This is a genomic window from Aquitalea pelogenes, assembly GCF_001515305.1.
Lineage (GTDB): Bacteria > Pseudomonadota > Gammaproteobacteria > Burkholderiales > Chromobacteriaceae > Aquitalea > Aquitalea pelogenes.
The window spans coordinates 107,781-124,495 of sequence record NZ_LNQV01000001.1; the positions used below are offsets into that span (position 1 = coordinate 107,781).

Sequence of the window (16,715 nt, forward strand, 5' to 3'; positions counted from 1 at the left end):
CCCTTCCATGCCAACGCCGCTCTTGTTGATTGTGGTGGTGCGACATCGGGGGCTGGAACGATATAAAATATTACAATTAATGCAGGTCTAAGCCCGTCCCCACTCAACTACACTGGACCTGCAAATAAAACAGGATATGCAGGAACAAAATATGATACTTCATACGCTGTGCCATGCAACGGACCTTATGTTCCACAGCTTGCATATAGAATATGGGCCCAAGTTGATTCTACTTTAATATTCGACACAAATAATTTTATAACTTTGCCATCCGTACCTGGACTGGCTTTAAAAGTTGGCCTGAGTGCCAGTACTGCAGGGAGCGTTACTTTCTCAAACACGAGTAGAGTTTATATCGGGCAACTAGATAGCACTCTTCCAGTCCTTATAGTAACTCCTAATTTAAGTCTGCAATTTAATGGAGTAGCGATTAAATCGGGCAATTACGCCATACCTGCAACTAAATTATTTACAATCGAAATAAGAGACCCAAACGATATCGCAGGAAATAGTAATGTTGTTAGCTATGGCACCGTTTGGCTTAATTCTTTTACCATCAATGCCACCACAGCAACATGCACAGTAAATTCAAATAATTTATTAGTTTCACTCCCTCGCATAACTGCCAACTCAACGAATAATATTAGTCTAGGCTCCGCATTATTTGTCAGAAATTTTTCGATTAATTTAACTTGCCCAACCACCTACGGGCCAAATATCTACACCACTTTCACAGATAATATCAACCCTACTAATTTAACAAATATACTTAGTCTCGACCCAGCAAGTAGCGCACAAGGCATTGGCATTCAGATAAAATATAATAATTCTCCAATAAAATTTGGACCAGACTTCGATTTACCAGCCACGACGAATCAGTTTTTATTAAAAAGTAACGTCAATGGACCAACAACATTTAATTTCGCTGCCCAGTTAATTAAAACTGGCGTAGTCTCTAGTGGAGACTATAAGGCAACCGCAACATTCACTTTAAGCTATCAATAAACGTTTTACTGGAATCGACTAAATATCGATTATGAAATAGGAAAAGCCCTTGCAGTAATCTGCAAGGGCTTTTTTGTGGAGGCGCGGGCCGGAGTCGAACCGACCTACACGGATTTGCAATCCGGTGCATAACCGCTTTGCTACCGCGCCGTAGCTGGAATTCAAACAGCACATTGTCTGCTTGATAAAATGTGGAGCGGGAAACGAGGCTCGAACTCGCGACCTCAACCTTGGCAAGGTTGCGCTCTACCAACTGAGCTATTCCCGCATACAACTTGGTTTGCTTCTCTTGTCTGCCACCGAAGTGGCGTTGAGAGAGTGCGAATTATAAGGGTTTCTCAGACCCTGTCAACACTTCACACATCAATTTTTTTACCGGAAAACTCGCGTGCAGCCATGCGCAGATAGTAAACCATTGACCACAAAGTCAAAATCACGGCGATTACCATGAAAATATTTCCCAGCAGCAAGGTGCTGACACCCGGCAAAAGCGGGCCAGCGTACAGCAAAAGCAAGATGGCCAGCATTTGTGCCGCCGTTTTCAGCTTGCCGATATAGGCCACGGCTACGCTGCCACGACTTCCCATGCCGGCCATCCACTCGCGCAGGGCTGAGATGGTGATTTCCCGGCCGATGATGATCATAGCCATCCAGCCTGGCGTGCGGCCCATTTCAACCAGCAGGATGAGCGCAGCGGCCACAATCAGCTTGTCGGCCACCGGGTCCAGAAAAGCACCAAATGCCGATGTCTGCCCCAGCTTGCGTGCCAGAAAGCCATCCAGCCAGTCGGTCCAGGCAGCGAGAAAGAAGATGAGCGCGCCGACGTTGTTACGGTCGGTCGCCATCAGCATGGAATCTGGCAGGAAAAAGACGGCTACACACAGTGGTATCAGCGCAACGCGCAGCCAGGTTAGGAAGATCGGCAAATTGAAGGGCATGTAGTTAATCTGCTTATGGTTTTCGTTTAATGCAAAGCCTGGTAGATCTTTTCCGCGAGGGTTTGACTGATGCCATCTACCTGCGACAAATCGTCAATACTGGCTGCCACTACACCACGCAAACCACCAAAGCGCAGCAACAATTGCTGACGTCGCTTGGCGCCAACGCCCGGAATCTCTTCCAGCGTGGATGCCGTGCGCGCTTGGCGCGTCGTGCGCGGTGTCCGGTGATGGCAAAGCGGTGTGCTTCGTCCCGGATGGTCTGGATCAGATGCAATGCCGGGTGGTCACTGCGCAATTGTAGCGTCTTTTGTTGATAAGGGAGGATGAGCGTTTCCAGCCCGGGCTTGCGTTCTTCGCCCTTGGCCACACCGATGATGGGCAAGGTAAGGCCCAGTTCGGCAAAAACTTCCATTGCCACACCCACCTGGCCCTTGCCACCATCAATCAGTACGGCATCAGGCAAAGTCCCCTCCCCTGCCGCCAAACGGCTATAGCGGCGGGTAAGCGCCTCGCGCATGGCTGCATAGTCGTCACCTGGTTTGGCCGTTTCGATATTGAAGCGGCGGTACTGGCCCGGCTGCATGGCTTCCTTGTCATACACCACACAAGAGGCCACCGTGGCTTCACCCATGGTATGGCTGATATCGAAACATTCCAGCCGCTGCACACCTTCCAGGCCCAGGGCTTCGTTGAGCTGTGCCAGGCGATGCTGCTGTGTTGCCTTGCTGCTCAGACGCTGGCTAATGGCCAGCGCAGCGTTCTTTTCCGCCATTTCCAGCCAGACGCGCCGTTCGCTGATGGGGTTGCTGACCAGATGAACCCGTCGCTCCAACTGTTGCTCCAGCAGTTCACGTAATGCAGCTGATACATCCTGATTGACAATGATGACCGGCGGCATGGGCGCACCCAGATAATGCTGGGCGAGAAATGCGTCGAGATGGCTAGCGGCATCGTCGTCAACCGTCCCCTGGGGAAAGAAGCTCTTGTCTCCCAGATGGCGACCGCCACGTATCATCACCAGATTGATGCACACCAGCCCGCCATCGGCCACGGCGGCCACCACATCACAATCCTGCTGGCTGGCATTACTGGAAACAAACTGCTTTTCCTGTACCCGGCTCAGGGCCTGAATCTGATCGCGCAGTTCGGCCGCCTGCTCGAACTCCAGCGCCAGCGCAGCTTGTTCCATGCGCTGGGTCAGCGTGTCAATCAGCTCATTCTGCCTGCCTTGCAAAAAGGCTACAGCGCTTTGCACATCGCTGCGGTATTCCTCTGCCGAGATATGTTCGACACAAGGGCCGGAGCAGCGTTTGATCTGGTATAGCAGGCAGGGACGCGAGCGGTTGGCAAACACCGCGTCTTCACAGGTACGCAGGCGGAATACCTTTTGCAGGATCTGGATGCTTTCGCGTACAGCGTAGCTATTGGGATAAGGGCCAAAGAACTGATGCGGCTTCTTGGGTTCGCCCCGGTAATACGCCAGTTGCGGGAAGGCATGACCGGACAGCATCAGATAGGGGTAGGACTTGTCATCCCGGAACAGGATGTTGTACTTGGGCGCCAGCGCCTTGATCAGGTTGTTTTCCAGAATCAGTGCTTCGGCTTCCGAGCGGGTCACCGTGGTTTCGATATTGGCAATCTGCCGAACCATCAGCTGGATGCGCGGGGAGTGGTCGGTCTTCTGGAAATAAGAGCTGACCCGCTTTTTGAGGTCGATGGCCTTGCCCACATAAAGCACATTGCCCGACGTATCGAACATGCGATAAACGCCGGGCAAATTGGGAAGGTTGGCCAGTACCGATTGGGGATCGAAACTGTTTGTTGTCATGAGTTCACTGATTGCACCAGTTTTGCACATCCTGCTGGGCTTGCTGCAACAGCGCACTGCGCTGGCTGTCGGTGGCCAGCGCATTGCTGCCCGGCATCTTGATCCGGCCATTTTGCTGAATCGCCGCCTGGTTTTCCCGCGCTCGCTTGCAGTTTTCCTGTGCGACCTTCTTGTTTTGTTCTTTCACCTTGGCATTGTCGGCCGCGATTTCTGCGTTTTTCTTGTCAGCTTCGCTTTGCGGGGCCGATTTGACCGCCTTGGCCGGGGATGAAGCAGGACCGTAAGCGCGTACATTCACCTGCTTGGCCTTGGAGCCTGGCGGCGGCTGATCAGAAAAAACAGTCTTGCCGTTGGCATCGACATACTGATACACCTCCGCCATGACCGGGGCGGACAGCACACATGCAACAAGCACACTCAGAATCGCAGGGGATTTCATTGTTTGGTGTCCTAAGCTGAAACATGCTGATTGTACGGTGTAGACAGGCTGATCGCAAAAGCAAGCATCAGCATTTTTTGCAACACATCAACAGTCTCGGTATAATGCCGCTTTGCCGCAAAGGAAACGCCAGATGCGTATCATCGAGAAAGCCTATACTTTCGACGACGTTCTCCTCGTCCCGGCCCATTCTGAAGTTCTGCCGCGCGACGTAGTCCTCTCTACCAAACTCACCCGCAATATCACGCTGAACCTGCCCTTGGTTTCTGCCGCAATGGATACGGTTACCGAATCCTCGCTGGCCATTGCCATGGCACAGGAAGGCGGCATTGGCATCATTCACAAGAATATGTCGGCCGACAAGCAAGCTGCGGAAGTGTCCAAGGTAAAACGCCACGAAAGCGGCGTGGTCAAAGACCCGATCACCATTGCCCCGGACATGCTGGTGCGCGATCTGGTCCTGCTGACCCGCCAACACAAGATTTCCGGCCTGCCGGTGATCGAAAACGGCAAGGTTGTTGGCATTGTCACCAACCGTGACCTGCGTTTCGAAACCCGTCTGGAGCAAACCGTCGGTTCCATCATGACGCCGCGTGATCGCCTGATCACCGTGAAGGAAGGCGCCAGCATCGACGAAGCCCGCGAACTGATGCACACCCACCGCCTGGAGCGCGTGCTGGTGATCAATGATCAGTGGGAGCTGAAGGGTCTGATTACCGTCAAGGATATCGTCAAGACCAGCGAACACCCGAACGCCAACAAGGATAGCCAAGGCCGTCTGCGTGTAGGTGCTGCCGTGGGTACTGGTGGTGATACCGAACAGCGCGTGGCCGCACTGGTTGCCGCTGGCGTGGATGTGATCGTGGTGGATACCGCCCACGGCCACAGCCAGGGCGTGATCGAACGCGTGCGCTGGGTAAAGCAAACCTACCCGCAAGTCGATGTGATTGGCGGCAATATTGCTACCGCTGCTGCGGCTCGCGCACTGGTGGAAGCCGGTGCCGATGGCGTGAAAGTGGGCATTGGCCCGGGTTCCATCTGCACCACCCGTATCGTGGCCGGTGTGGGCGTACCGCAACTGACCGCCATCCACAATGTTTCCGAAGAACTGAAAGGCACTGGCGTGCCGATGATCGCCGACGGCGGCATCCGCTTCTCCGGCGACATCTCCAAGGCACTGGCTGCCGGTGGCAACTGCGTGATGCTGGGCGGCATGTTTGCAGGTACCGAAGAGGCACCGGGTGAAGTCGAGCTGTATCAGGGCCGTTCCTACAAGTCCTACCGTGGTATGGGCTCGCTGGGTGCGATGAGCCAGGGTTCGGCTGACCGTTACTTCCAGGACAGCTCCAACGCTGCCGACAAATTCGTACCGGAAGGTATTGAAGGTCGCGTACCGTACAAGGGCCCGATCGCTGCCGTGATCCATCAGTTGATGGGCGGCCTGCGTTCCTCCATGGGTTACCTGGGCTGCGCCAACATCGATGAAATGCATGAAAAAGCCGGCTTTGTGGAAATCACCTCCGCCGGTATGCAGGAATCGCATGTGCACGACGTACAAATCACCAAGGAAGCGCCGAACTACCACGTTTCGCGTTAATCCTCGGTCACAGCCGATCCCCGACCGGCTGACGAACAAAAGCCCGCATTTAACGATGCGGGCTTTTTTGTGGCTGTTACTCAGGCCAAGGGCAGCAACAAGCGGGTACGCCACGCCTCCGGTGCCACATCATGCGGACCGATCAAGGCCTCATCCAGCAAGGGGCGTTGGCCAAATTGCTCGCCACTACCCGGCAACCACTCTTGCAGCAGCCAGTTCCATGCCGCTGCCAGCCCCTGATACGGCCCCGCATGCACAATGCTGGCATAGCGCCCTGCCGCCAGCTCGCCATAGACAAAGCCCAGTTCTTCCACTTCGGCAGTAGTCAGTGACAAAGCCGGGGGAGGAGTCAGGCAAGCCGCAGCACGCAATGCCTGTGGCGCCACCGTGGCAGGGTCATCCAGGTACTGCCCGAATGCGCGCACGGTTTGTGGACCAGCCGCATGCTGCTGCAACAGCGCGCGCAAGGCGGCAAAAGCAGCAGCAATGCCGGAATATGGCCCCTGGTGCGGCTTCATCAGCACCGGCAGCGGCTGTTGGTAATGGATGATTTCTACCTGATACATGATGGGCTCCGGTTTAATCTTGCAAGGCCAGCAGCAAACGGCTGCGCAGCTGGGTGGGCGACGTATTGTAAGGGGCGTTCAGATACTGCTCGAGGCAAGGCAGGTCGGCGGGCTCCTCACCGCTTTGTGGCAACCAGTAACGATACAGCTGATCCCATGCGGTTTTCAGTTCGGCATACGGCCCCACATGCTCAAGGCAGGCATATCGTCCCGCCGGGATCTCGCCATGGACAAAGCCTTGAGCAGTCAGCAGATCATCACTCAAACGGAATCCGGCTGGCCGGCTGACACTGGCAATAGAACGTAAATCAGCCGCAGTCACCTCATCCGGGTCATCCAGATACTGGCCGAATACCTGCAAGGGCTCGCCACCGGCTGGCATGGGCCCCACCAAGGCATGCAAGGCATCAAAAGCCTGACCTATCCCCATATACGGCCCACGATGATGCCGCTGCAATACCGGCATGGCGGGTAACACAATGATGCTGACGCTGTGCATGACACGCTCCTGTAAAGTGGTGGACATGAGCAAACGTCGCTGACGATAGCGTCCAGGCGTCTCGCCATAGTGCTTGCCAAAAGCGCGCACGAAAGCAGCACTGCTGCCGAAACCGGCGCGGCTGGCAATCACGGGAAGCGTACGCCGGCCTGCCGCCAACTCGCCAGCCGCCCGGTGCAACAGCATGCGCTGGCGAGTTTGGCTCAGCGTCTCGCCCATCAGCGCATGAAACAGGCGATGAAAGTGGTAGGGCGAGAAGCAGGCCTCCTCGGCCAGCCGCTCCAACGAGACGGATTGATCCAGATGCCGCCACAGGTAATCCAGTGCGCGCATCAGGCGCTGCGAATACAAGGTACCGGGGCCGTGCTGGCGATAGGGTTTGCTCATGACGGACAGTCTAGGTGAGAGGCGTTGATCGATTTTGCGATTCTAGCCTGCCTAGTCAAGGCGCAGCGCCTCTCCCCGCATGCACCCTTCCGCTCTTGCGCTACATGCTGGCAGCCGTGTGCTTGGCAGGCAGTTGATGGTGAGGGCAAGCTGATTTTTCCGTACACTGATGCCCTGCCCATTCCTGTCGACTAGCCTGCCATGCAACCTGTTAAGCCCAGCCGTAGCGAATTCATCACATTGAACCGGCACTACTACCATCTGCGCCACTGGGGCGATCCTGCAGCCCCTTTGCTGGTCATGCTGCATGGCTGGATGGATAGTTCGGCCACTTTCCAGTTTCTGGTCGATGCCCTGCCCGGCAACTGGCATGTGGTGGCACCCGACTGGCGCGGCTTTGGCGACAGCGCCTGGAATACCGGTAGCTATTATTTCCCGGATTACCTGGCCGATCTGGATGCCTTGCTGGACCATCTCTCGCCCAATCAGCCCGTACACCTGCTGGGTCACAGCATGGGGGCGATGATTGCCGGCATTTATGCTGGCGTTAGGCCAGCGCGCATCGCACGGCTGTCACTGGTGGAAGGCTTTGGCCTGAATGCCACGCGTCCGGCTGAAGCCCCGGGCCGCTATGCCCGCTGGCTGCGCGAACAGCAGGAGCCGCCCGTCTTCAATCCCCTGGACAGTCTGGAAAATGTTGCGGCCAAACTGATTGAACGCAGCCCGAGGCTGGAACAGCCCGCAGCCCTGTGGCTGGCAGCCTCACTGACCCGTTGCAATGAACAGGGCGAGCTGGTTTATCGCGCAGACCCGCGCCATAAAATGGTCAACCCGGTGCTGTACCGGCTGGAAGAAGCCAAGAGTTGCTGGCAGCGCATTACCGCACCAGTGCAATGGGTGATTGGCGGGGCTCACTGGGACCACCCCATGGCCAAAGGGGTGAGAGATACCCTGCCGGAACGTCGCGCCTGCTTTGCCCGCTTGCAGGAAGATGTCATTGCCGATGCCGGTCACATGATCCAGTGGGAACAGCCTAAGCGCCTGGCGCAGGTCATTCAGTCCTTCCTGCTTTAAGCTGTATCCAGCAACGTTTTCAGACCGGCATCGAACACGCTTGACCAGTGTCAAAATTGGCAAACAAGTGCACAAGATGGGCCTACATTGCGTAAGAAGGCTGATAAAATGAACGATAACCCTACACTCTAGTTGCCCAGCATGACGCCCTTGATCAGCACCGACGAACGCGACGAGCTCCTGAAAAACCTGGTTATCCCTCCTCGGCCAGATGTGCTGGACAAGCTGATGGGCTTGCGTCAGGACCCTGATATCACCCTGCAAAAGCTGGATGACATCATCAATGAAGACCCGGCGTTGTGCGTGGCCATGCTCAAGGCTGCCAATACGCCGATTCTGGGTCGCGGCCGGCACATCACTTCGGTGCATCAGGCAATCAGCCTGCTGGGTATCAAGAATGTCATCAGTCTGGTAAGCGGCCTGGTATTGCGTACCCGGCTGACGGCGGAAACCCCGCCGGCACTGGAACAGTTCTGGGATGGCACCTTGCAGATTGCCATGATCAGCTCGGCCCTGTGTGACCGCATTGTCCACGTCACCGACGACTGCCGCAGCTTTGCCCTGTTTCACAACTGCGGCATGGCCATCATGCTGATGCGTTTCCCCAGCTACAGGCGCACGCTGCGCCTGGTGGAAATGGCCAGTGATGATCGTGTCGGACTGGTGGAACAGGAACTGCACGGTACCCGTCACGATGTGGTGGGTTATCTGGTGGCCCGCAGCTGGAACATGCCGGAAAACTTTGCCAAAGCCATCCTGATGCAGAATGACGATACGGTGATGGATACCAGCCCGGATGCACCACTGGACCACGATGGCCGCATGATGGTGGCGGTGACCCGCGCAGCACGCCATGTATGGCGCACCCTGACCCCTGGCAAGGAAGATGCCGGCTGGGAGGCCCGCAAAGACGAGGTGCTCAATTACCTGGGCATGTCGGATGTGGAATTTGAAGACTGGGTAGATGCCATGCATCAGGAGCTGGCAGTCACGGCATGAATACAGTGCCGCCCCAACAAAAAACCGCGTGTCAGACACGCGGTTTTTTTATTGCTGATGACGAACAATCAGCCCAGGTAGCGGGCTTGCAAATGCACACGGAAATAGTCCGGATTCAGCGTTTCCCCGCATGCACGGCTTACCAGTTCTGCAGTGGAATAGCGACTGGCCTGGCTCCAGATGTTCTGCTCCAGCCAGTCAAATACGGTACTCAGCTCTCCAGCTGCAATGCGTTGATCCAGGTCCGGCATACTGCGGCGCATCACGGCGAAGTACTGCGCGGCGTACATCGCACCCAGTGTGTAGCTGGGGAAATAACCGAAACTGCCGTCCGTCCAGTGAATATCCTGCAGGCAGCCTTGACGGTAATTGCCACGGGTGTCCACGCCCAGATAACTTTGCATTTTTTCATCCCACAATGCCGGAATGTCTTCAGGCTCGATATCGCCTTCAATCAGCGCCTTCTCGATTTCATAGCGCAAGATGACATGGGCGGGATAGCACAGCTCGTCGGCATCCACCCGGATGTAACCCGGATGCACCCGGCTGTAGAGCAAGGCCAGGTTTTCCGGGGCAAAGGCCGGCTGCGTGCCCAGATGCTCGCCGATCAACGGTGAAATCAGCGACAAGAAGGCCGGGTTACGGCCCAGTTGCATCTCGAAAGACAGGCTCTGGCTTTCATGGATGCCCATGGAGCGTGCACGCCCTACCGGCAGATGCAGCAAGTCGCGCGGCAAGCCCTGCTCGTAACGGGCATGCCCGGTTTCGTGGATGATGCCCATCAGGCTTTGCATGAAGTCATCTTCCCGGTAACGCGTGGTGATACGCACGTCTTCCGGCACGCCACCGCAGAAGGGATGCACGCTGACATCCAGCCGGCCGGCATCAAAGTCGAAACCCAGCAGACCCATCACAGCCAGGCCCAGTTGACGCTGCTGCTCCACCGGGAAGCTTCCTTGCGGCAGCAGCAGCTTCTCCTGCGCCTGCTTGTCCATGACCTGGGCAATCAGCCCCGGCAGCCAGCTTTTGACCGCAGCAAAGATGCGGTCGATATCGGCGCTTTGCATGCCCGGCTCGTACTTGTTCATCAGGGCATCGTAAGGCGTGCAGCCCTGGGCGGATGCCAGCAATTGCGCTTCCTGACGCGACAGCTTCACCACTTCGCGGAAGTTCTGCAAAAAGCCGGTCCAGTCATTGTTGGCACGCTGTTCACGCCAGGCATGTTCACAACGCGCACCAGCCAGTGCCTGGGCTTCCACCAGTTCGGCCGGCAACAGATTGGCCTGCTGCCACTCCCGGCGCATCTCGCGCAGGCTGGCTTGTTCGAATTCGGTTTTGGCTTCCTGCTCGGCCTGTTGCAGTTCTTGTGCCAGCGCGGGGTCGGTGAGGGTGGCATGCATCAGCACCTCCAGCTCGGCCTGTGCCGCTGCCCGCGCTTCATTGCCCTTGGCGGGCATCATGGTGGCTTGGTCCCAACCGGCGATGGCAGCCAGATGGGCATAACGGTGCAAACGGGTAAACCGGGTCAGCAAGGATGCATAAGCCGAGGATTGCGACATGCAAACTCCAATGGGTGGGCCGTGCAGCGCAGCCGTTTGTCAGGCGTGGTCTGCTGCTCCGGCAAGGTTGATGGTATGGTGCCCTTCAGTGCTGGCGGGTGGTATTACCCGGTTGCATCAGGCCTAGCGGTTGGGCAGCCTCTTCGGCAAGGTGAATCCGCTCATGCGCCGGCGGGAATGACAGCCAGTAATAGAAGTACTCCCGCGCCAGCTGGACAAAGGCTTTCTGGTTTTGCGCATCGCTCAGGTGCAGCAGCATGGCATCCACCACCATGCGGAAGCTGTCCGGACGATAGGGTTGGCCCGACAGCAGGAACAACATGGCTTTGAGCAGGTATTCCCGCTCCTGGATGTCCGCTTCGGGCATACCGTCTTCAAACAGCTTGCCCAGATAGATTTCCAACGAGGGCGGGAAGGTATTGAAGCCTTGTTGCTGCATGCGTTCGAGCAGGGATGCCAGCGAATCGGCCATCTCCAGCCGTACATTGCGCGTGGTGAAGCCGGAGCGGGAGGTGATTTCCACCAGCTTTTTGACATCACCAAGCCAGAAATAATAATACTCGCGGGCACAAGTCAGGGCGGTAACCCGGTCTGCCACTTCGGAGTCGTTGACGAAACGCTCCACCACCCGGCGAAAAGATTGGGCATCCCGCGACACGCCAACCAGCAGCGGCAGCAAGCGGTCCAGCAACTGGCGGCGCTCTTGCAATACCTGCTCGCTGGCACCCTGGCGCAGGATCAGGCGCAAATAGGCATCCAGTGCCTGTTGCAGGGCTTCCCTGTCCATGGCTGGAAGTGCTGAGGCGTTCTCGGTCATTGGCATGTACTCGCAAGGTCGGCCTGTGCCGCTGCAGTCTTTCGTCACGCATGTGCGCAGTAAAGACCTGTTTCATTGTGGAACAGGATAAGGGCTTCGGCCAGACGATTTCTCCGCCGGCCGCAGCCCGGTCCTTCAAGGCTGGGCAAACGTCATGTTGATACGGATGTCGGCGCCAACCATGCGCACATCCTGAATCTTCACCTGCTGTTTGTCGGCCAGATCTTCCAGCGCAGGCCAGGCAAACAAACCCTGTGCCGTACTGCCAACCAGCGCCGGGGCCAGGAACAGGATGGCTTCGTCCACCAGCCCGGCACGCACCAGTGCACCATTCAGCCCGGCACCTGCTTCAATCATGAGTTCATTGACACCACGCTCGGCCAGTCGTTGCATCAGCATGGGCAGATTGGCATGACCGGCATCTTCGGGCAGTACCATCAGTTCGGCACCGCGCTGCAAATACGGCTGATGCCGCAGCGGGTCGGCAATGCTGGTCACCAGCAAGGTATTGCCACCGTGGAAAATGCGCCGGTCCGGCGGGGTGACCAGACGGCTGTCCAGCACTACCCGCAGCGGCTGCTGCGGCAGAATGAAATCGCGCACGGTCAATTGCGGATTATCCACCAGCACCGTACCGCTGCCGGTCAGGATGGCGCAGCTGCGCGCACGCAGCTTTTGCACATCGTGACGGGCGGCAGGGCCGGTAATCCATTGGCTTTTTCCATTGAGCAATGCCGTTTTGCCATCCAGTGTGGCAGCAGCCTTGAGCGTCACCCACGGACGTTGCCGCTCCACCCGCGACAGAAAACCACGATGAACGCGGCGAGCCTCGGCTTCCAGCAGCCCTGCGGTGGCATCAATGCCGGCAGCACGCAGCATGGCCAGTCCGCGACCGGCAACCTCATGGTAAGGATCCACCATGGCAGCCACCACGCGTACCAGCCCTTCCCGGATCAGCCGTTCGGCACATGGTGGCGTCCGGCCGTGATGACTGCATGGCTCCAGCGTGACATAGGCAGTTGCACCCCGCGGTGAATCACCACGCGCCAGACAGTCCTTGATGGCCTGGATTTCGGCATGATCGCCACCTACTTGCAAGGTGGCACCTTCACCAATTACCTGGCCATCGCGCACCAGTACACAACCTACTCCGGGATTAGGTGCCGCCCGGCGGGTGGCGGACTCGGCCAGGCGTAGCGCCTGTTGCATGAATACATGGTCTTGCGGGGAAAACAACGACATCAACAAGCCTTCCAGCGGAATGAGAATGGCCACGTCTGACTGGCAGGCAGCGGCCGATGGCGTAAGCAAGCAAGCTGACCGGCAATGTAGCGGTCAGGCTGATAGTCAGTGATTGGACTTCTGGATTTCCTTGATGGCGTCGGAGAATTCGGAAATATCCTGAAAACTGCGATAGACCGAGGCAAAACGCACATAGGCCACCTTGTCCAGCTTGGCCAGCTCGTTCATCACCATTTCACCGATCTGCCGGCTGGACACTTCACGCTCGCCCAGTTGCAGCAGGCGGTGGCAGATACGGTCGATGGCATCGTCCACCAAGGCGGTGGGAACCGGGCGCTTGTGCAGCGCACGCAAGAAGCTGGTGCGCACTTTCTCGATATCGAATTCGGAGCGATGGCCACCAGACTTGACCACCTGCGGCATGCGCACATCAGCGGTCTCGAATGTCGTGAAGCGCTTTTCGCAAGCCAGGCAACGACGACGACGACGGATGCTGGCTCCGTCTTCACTGACGCGGGAGTCGATGACCTGCGTATCGGCATTGCCACAGAAAGGACATTTCATGACGTGTCAATCCAGTGTGTTTGATATGGTCTGATGGTATCAGCAAAGGCCACACAGGTTAATGCCTGCAATCGTAAAGCAGCGCCTATTTGCTGCAGACAAGAAAAAAGGCAGCCCGTGGGCTGCCTTGTTGATGCATGCTGGCGCTTACTTGGCGTAAACCGGGAAGCGATGGCACAGCGCGGTAGCCTGTTCGGCCACACGTGCAATGGCTGCATCGTCGTTCGGGTTGTCCAGTACGTCGGCTACCAGGTTGGCCACCATCACGGCTTCGGCTTCCTTGAAACCGCGGGTAGTGATGGCCGGGGAGCCGATACGGATGCCGGAAGTCACGAACGGGCTTTCCGGGTCATTCGGAATGGCGTTCTTGTTGACGGTGATGTGACCACGGCCCAGCAGCGCGTCGGCAGCCTTGCCGGTCAGGCCCTTGGGACGCAGGTCCACCAGGAAGACGTGGCTTTCGGTACGGCCGGAGATGATGCGCAGACCACGCTCGGCCAGGGTGCGGGCCATGGCGTCGGCGTTCTTCAGCACTTGTTCCTGATAAATCTTGAATTCCGGTTGCAGCGCTTCCTTGAAAGCAATGGCCTTGCCGGCAATCACGTGCATCAGCGGGCCGCCCTGCAGGGTCGGGAATACATTGCTGTTGATGCTCTTTTCGAACTCGGCCTTGGCCAGGATGATGCCGCCACGCGGACCACGCAGGGTCTTGTGAGTGGTGGAGGTCACGAAGTCGGCATGCGGCACCGGGTTCGGGTATACACCAGCGGCGATCAGACCGGCGTAGTGCGCCATGTCGACCATGAAGTAAGCACCGCACTTCTTGGCGATCTGGCCCATGCGTTCGAAGTCGAAGCGCAGCGCGTAAGCGGATGCACCACCGATGATCAGCTTGGGCTTGGTTTCCATCGCTACGCGTTCCATGTCGTCGTAGTCGATTTCTTCCTTTTCGTTCAGACCGTAGGCCACGATGTTGAACATCTTGCCGGACAGGTTGGCCGGGGAACCGTGGGTCAGGTGACCACCGTGGCCCAGGTTCATGCCCATTACGGTGTCGCCCGGCTTCAGGATGGAGAAGTACACGGCCTGGTTGGCCTGGCTACCGGAGTGCGGCTGCACGTTGGCATACTCGGCACCGAACAGTTGCTTCACGCGGTCGATCGCCAGTTGCTCGATCACGTCCACGTGTTCACAGCCACCGTAGAAACGCTTGGCCGGGTAGCCTTCAGCGTACTTGTTGGTCAGCTGGGAGCCTTGGGCTTCCATCACTGCGGGGCTGGTATAGTTTTCGGAAGCGATCAGTTCAATATGATCTTCCTGGCGTTGGCACTCGGCCTTGATAGCGGCGGCCAGTTCCGGGTCGAACTTGGCAATCGTCTGGTCAGCTGCAAACATCTTTGACTCTTCCATCAAAGGGTTAACGATGAGGCCATTCTACACGAATCGCCCGGTGGAAAATTTTCACGTAAAGCTATTTTGGCAGTATCCGCAAACGCGCTACGCCATGGTTGTCCTTTATTGCCCGCTCAGCTGCGGCAGGTCGTCAGCGGTAAAGAACAGCGGTATTCCGTCACGGCTTTCCGGGTAAACCCCGGCCAGCACATGCACATCGCGAACCCGGCATTCAGCCATCAGTTCGCGGAAATTCGATTCAATCAGTGCCACATTGTCCATGGCAGCCAGTGGCCAGACAAAAGCCTCCCAGTTGCGTTCGTCACCTTCAGCCGACAGGGTGATGTGCAACTCACCGTTGTCATGGGCGGACAGAATGGCCACCGGGTCTTTCGACAGCTCGCGCAGGCGGCGGATCTGACTGCTGGCAAACACCTGCAAGGCCACCTCGAAGCGGGCGAAGTTGCCAGCCACCAGGGCCTGCATCACCGGCAAGGGCGGACGGGCAATCGGGAACAGCGTCACACCATCGGTGTGCAATTGTTCGCCCAGGAATTTCATCAGCGGCATGCCCCAGGCACCGACGGCACCACCCAGCTTTACCGGGACCGCATCGCCCTCCGGCTGGATGGCGACACCCAGCAGGTAGCGCAGGAACACGCCCTCTTCTTTCAGGGTGATGGCGGCACCGTTCAGGGCTTCGCCAACACCATCAGCCGCGCTGGTCAAATCACGGGTCAGACGGTACAGCCGGGCCGCATCCATCGCCACTACCGTGTCCGGATGCAGCAACTGACCAAACACGCGGACATCGCCATCCGAGCTGATGACGCCATGCTGGCGCAGCAGCGCGTTCAAGCCGTCTTCATCCGCAATGGCGGCAGGCAGCGTTGCCTGGTTCTTGCTACCGGCCACCAGCACCAGCGGCAAGGCAAACACATGTGCACAGCGCCCGTCCGGCTGCTCGACTGCGGCCCGCAATGCATCCCAGACAATCTTATAAGTGTCCTGTGACGGCACCATCGCCAAAGCGACCGAAATGGAGAGCAATTCGCCACGTTGCAGCATTTGCGCCATGGCATCGCGAATGGCGACAAACCACATCTCACGATCCGCTTCTGTCGTTGCGTTCTGCACCGACAGCGCGTTGTGGATCAGCATATTGGTCAGCGATACCTGCGGGTGGTATTGGCGCGGGTCCGGGAGAGTGAGAAGCGGCTGCGACATCTTGTCATCCTGCTGAAATCGGGAAAGGCGATATTGTCGCACAGTCAGCCGCTGACGGCTCATCAAGCAAGCGCTTGACTTTCAATTTAAAACATAAGAATGTGCTAATTTGCGACAAAAATGGATGTTTTTTCGTTTTCCGAAAATTCAGATGTTGACACTCGCACACGGCATCTGGATAATCCGTACTCGTTGAGATGCAGCAATTGCTTCTTGATAGTTTCTCCTCTATTTCTCCTTTGTAGACTTGGCGCGGGCCTCACGGCACCGCGCATTTTTTTGCCTACGCGCACCAAACCCCCTTCAAACAATGCTGTAACACAATGTTATTAAAGATTTTTTACAAAACAGCATAATAAATCCGCCTTGCCACAAGCACAGCCCAAGCTACAACATCCCCCACAACAGCCCTCCGGAACGCCGTCAGCACGCTATCGCTGGACAGCCCGATTCATGCCAATGGGAAATGTTCGAATGTGATTAATTGCAGCGCAATTAGCACTTATATATTGTATACAAGTTCAAATTGTGACAAAAAAGAAAAACCGAACATGCGGAAATGTTCGGTCTTGCAGGAAG

The 16,715-nt window shown here is 56.9% G+C and carries 14 protein-coding genes, 2 tRNA genes and 1 pseudogene; 4 read left to right on the top strand and 13 right to left on the bottom strand.

Going from position 1 to position 16,715, the window contains the following annotated elements; all coding sequences use genetic code 11:
- The first annotated feature begins 264 nt into the window (after positions 1 to 264).
- The gene (locus AWT75_RS20670; RefSeq protein ID WP_161937712.1) at positions 265 to 1,005 is read left to right on the top strand and encodes a fimbrial protein; all 741 of its coding nucleotides are present in this window, start codon (positions 265 to 267) and stop codon (positions 1,003 to 1,005) included.
- A gap of 76 nt (positions 1,006 to 1,081) precedes the next feature.
- Here the strand turns inward: AWT75_RS20670 and AWT75_RS00570 are convergent.
- The 5 genes and pseudogenes from AWT75_RS00570 to AWT75_RS00590 form a co-directional block, all read right to left on the bottom strand.
- A tRNA-Cys gene (locus tag AWT75_RS00570) sits at positions 1,082 to 1,155 on the bottom strand.
- A 42-nt stretch (positions 1,156 to 1,197) separates the two neighbouring features.
- Positions 1,198 to 1,273 (bottom strand) — tRNA-Gly (locus AWT75_RS00575).
- Positions 1,274 to 1,361: 88 nt separating this feature from the next.
- Entirely contained in the window at positions 1,362 to 1,943 is a 582-nt protein-coding gene (gene pgsA / locus AWT75_RS00580) for a CDP-diacylglycerol--glycerol-3-phosphate 3-phosphatidyltransferase (protein WP_045845694.1), read from the bottom strand.
- Between the two features lie 26 nt (positions 1,944 to 1,969).
- A pseudogene (uvrC, locus tag AWT75_RS00585) lies at positions 1,970 to 3,774 on the bottom strand (excinuclease ABC subunit UvrC).
- 4 nt (positions 3,775 to 3,778) lie between these two features.
- A complete protein-coding gene (locus AWT75_RS00590) occupies positions 3,779 to 4,213 on the bottom strand; it encodes a DUF4124 domain-containing protein (RefSeq protein WP_045845692.1) in 435 nt (144 codons plus the stop codon).
- A gap of 133 nt (positions 4,214 to 4,346) precedes the next feature.
- On the opposite strand from AWT75_RS00590, the gene guaB reads away from it, so the two are divergent.
- Complete coding sequence (gene guaB / locus AWT75_RS00595; RefSeq protein ID WP_045845691.1) at positions 4,347 to 5,810, top strand: IMP dehydrogenase; 1,464 nt, start codon at positions 4,347 to 4,349, stop codon at positions 5,808 to 5,810.
- 80 nt (positions 5,811 to 5,890) lie between these two features.
- Here guaB and AWT75_RS00600 read toward each other — a convergent pair whose 3' ends face one another.
- On the bottom strand, positions 5,891 to 6,376 hold the full coding sequence (locus tag AWT75_RS00600) for an AraC family transcriptional regulator (RefSeq protein ID WP_062786113.1): 486 nt from the start codon (positions 6,374 to 6,376) through the stop codon (positions 5,891 to 5,893).
- Positions 6,377 to 6,389: 13 nt separating this feature from the next.
- On the bottom strand, positions 6,390 to 7,262 hold the full coding sequence (locus AWT75_RS00605; RefSeq protein WP_062786116.1) for an AraC family transcriptional regulator: 873 nt from the start codon (positions 7,260 to 7,262) through the stop codon (positions 6,390 to 6,392).
- A gap of 201 nt (positions 7,263 to 7,463) precedes the next feature.
- Here AWT75_RS00605 and AWT75_RS00610 point away from each other — a divergent pair, with 201 nt between their 5' ends.
- Together AWT75_RS00610 and AWT75_RS00615 are read left to right on the top strand one after the other, a co-directional pair.
- A complete protein-coding gene (locus tag AWT75_RS00610) occupies positions 7,464 to 8,336 on the top strand; it encodes an alpha/beta fold hydrolase (RefSeq protein ID WP_062786120.1) in 873 nt (290 codons plus the stop codon).
- A 141-nt stretch (positions 8,337 to 8,477) separates the two neighbouring features.
- Positions 8,478 to 9,335, top strand: coding sequence for an HDOD domain-containing protein (locus AWT75_RS00615; protein WP_082695885.1), 858 nt, complete (start codon positions 8,478 to 8,480; stop codon positions 9,333 to 9,335).
- Between the two features lie 68 nt (positions 9,336 to 9,403).
- On the opposite strand, the gene AWT75_RS00620 is transcribed toward AWT75_RS00615, so the two are convergent.
- The 6 genes from AWT75_RS00620 to AWT75_RS00645 all read right to left on the bottom strand — a co-directional run bounded on the left by AWT75_RS00620 (position 9,404) and on the right by AWT75_RS00645 (position 16,136).
- Positions 9,404 to 10,894: a carboxypeptidase M32 gene (locus AWT75_RS00620; RefSeq protein ID WP_062786126.1), complete on the bottom strand. Its 1,491-nt coding sequence runs from the start codon at positions 10,892 to 10,894 to the stop codon at positions 9,404 to 9,406.
- An 85-nt stretch (positions 10,895 to 10,979) separates the two neighbouring features.
- On the bottom strand, positions 10,980 to 11,681 hold the full coding sequence (locus AWT75_RS00625; RefSeq protein WP_193394059.1) for a hypothetical protein: 702 nt from the start codon (positions 11,679 to 11,681) through the stop codon (positions 10,980 to 10,982).
- A gap of 165 nt (positions 11,682 to 11,846) precedes the next feature.
- Positions 11,847 to 12,953: a bifunctional diaminohydroxyphosphoribosylaminopyrimidine deaminase/5-amino-6-(5-phosphoribosylamino)uracil reductase RibD gene (gene ribD, locus AWT75_RS00630; protein WP_045845748.1), complete on the bottom strand. Its 1,107-nt coding sequence runs from the start codon at positions 12,951 to 12,953 to the stop codon at positions 11,847 to 11,849.
- A 105-nt stretch (positions 12,954 to 13,058) separates the two neighbouring features.
- A complete protein-coding gene (nrdR, locus tag AWT75_RS00635; protein WP_045845686.1) occupies positions 13,059 to 13,517 on the bottom strand; it encodes a transcriptional regulator NrdR in 459 nt (152 codons plus the stop codon).
- Positions 13,518 to 13,664: 147 nt separating this feature from the next.
- A complete protein-coding gene (glyA, locus tag AWT75_RS00640) occupies positions 13,665 to 14,912 on the bottom strand; it encodes a serine hydroxymethyltransferase (protein WP_045845685.1) in 1,248 nt (415 codons plus the stop codon).
- Positions 14,913 to 15,032: 120 nt separating this feature from the next.
- Positions 15,033 to 16,136 (bottom strand): hypothetical protein, encoded by a 1,104-nt coding sequence (locus AWT75_RS00645; RefSeq protein WP_062786274.1) that lies wholly within the window; start codon positions 16,134 to 16,136, stop codon positions 15,033 to 15,035.
- Positions 16,137 to 16,715 lie beyond the last annotated feature (579 nt).

Bases quoted from the DNA above. Each gene is read 5' to 3' on its own strand.
- AWT75_RS00605 (WP_062786116.1), bottom strand. From the start codon at position 7,262: ATGAGCAAACCCTATCGCCAGCACGGCCCCGGTACCTTGTATTCGCAG.
- pgsA (WP_045845694.1), bottom strand. From the start codon at position 1,943: ATGCCCTTCAATTTGCCGATCTTCCTAACCTGGCTGCGCGTTGCGCTG.
- AWT75_RS00620 (WP_062786126.1), bottom strand. From the start codon at position 10,894: ATGTCGCAATCCTCGGCTTATGCATCCTTGCTGACCCGGTTTACCCGT.
- nrdR (WP_045845686.1), bottom strand. From the start codon at position 13,517: ATGAAATGTCCTTTCTGTGGCAATGCCGATACGCAGGTCATCGACTCC.
- AWT75_RS00615 (WP_082695885.1), top strand. From the start codon at position 8,478: ATGACGCCCTTGATCAGCACCGACGAACGCGACGAGCTCCTGAAAAAC.
- AWT75_RS00610 (WP_062786120.1), top strand. From the start codon at position 7,464: ATGCAACCTGTTAAGCCCAGCCGTAGCGAATTCATCACATTGAACCGG.
- AWT75_RS00590 (WP_045845692.1), bottom strand. From the start codon at position 4,213: ATGAAATCCCCTGCGATTCTGAGTGTGCTTGTTGCATGTGTGCTGTCC.
- guaB (WP_045845691.1), top strand. From the start codon at position 4,347: ATGCGTATCATCGAGAAAGCCTATACTTTCGACGACGTTCTCCTCGTC.
- AWT75_RS00625 (WP_193394059.1), bottom strand. From the start codon at position 11,681: ATGGACAGGGAAGCCCTGCAACAGGCACTGGATGCCTATTTGCGCCTG.
- ribD (WP_045845748.1), bottom strand. From the start codon at position 12,953: ATGTCGTTGTTTTCCCCGCAAGACCATGTATTCATGCAACAGGCGCTA.
- AWT75_RS00600 (WP_062786113.1), bottom strand. From the start codon at position 6,376: ATGTATCAGGTAGAAATCATCCATTACCAACAGCCGCTGCCGGTGCTG.
- AWT75_RS00645 (WP_062786274.1), bottom strand. From the start codon at position 16,136: ATGTCGCAGCCGCTTCTCACTCTCCCGGACCCGCGCCAATACCACCCG.
- glyA (WP_045845685.1), bottom strand. From the start codon at position 14,912: ATGTTTGCAGCTGACCAGACGATTGCCAAGTTCGACCCGGAACTGGCC.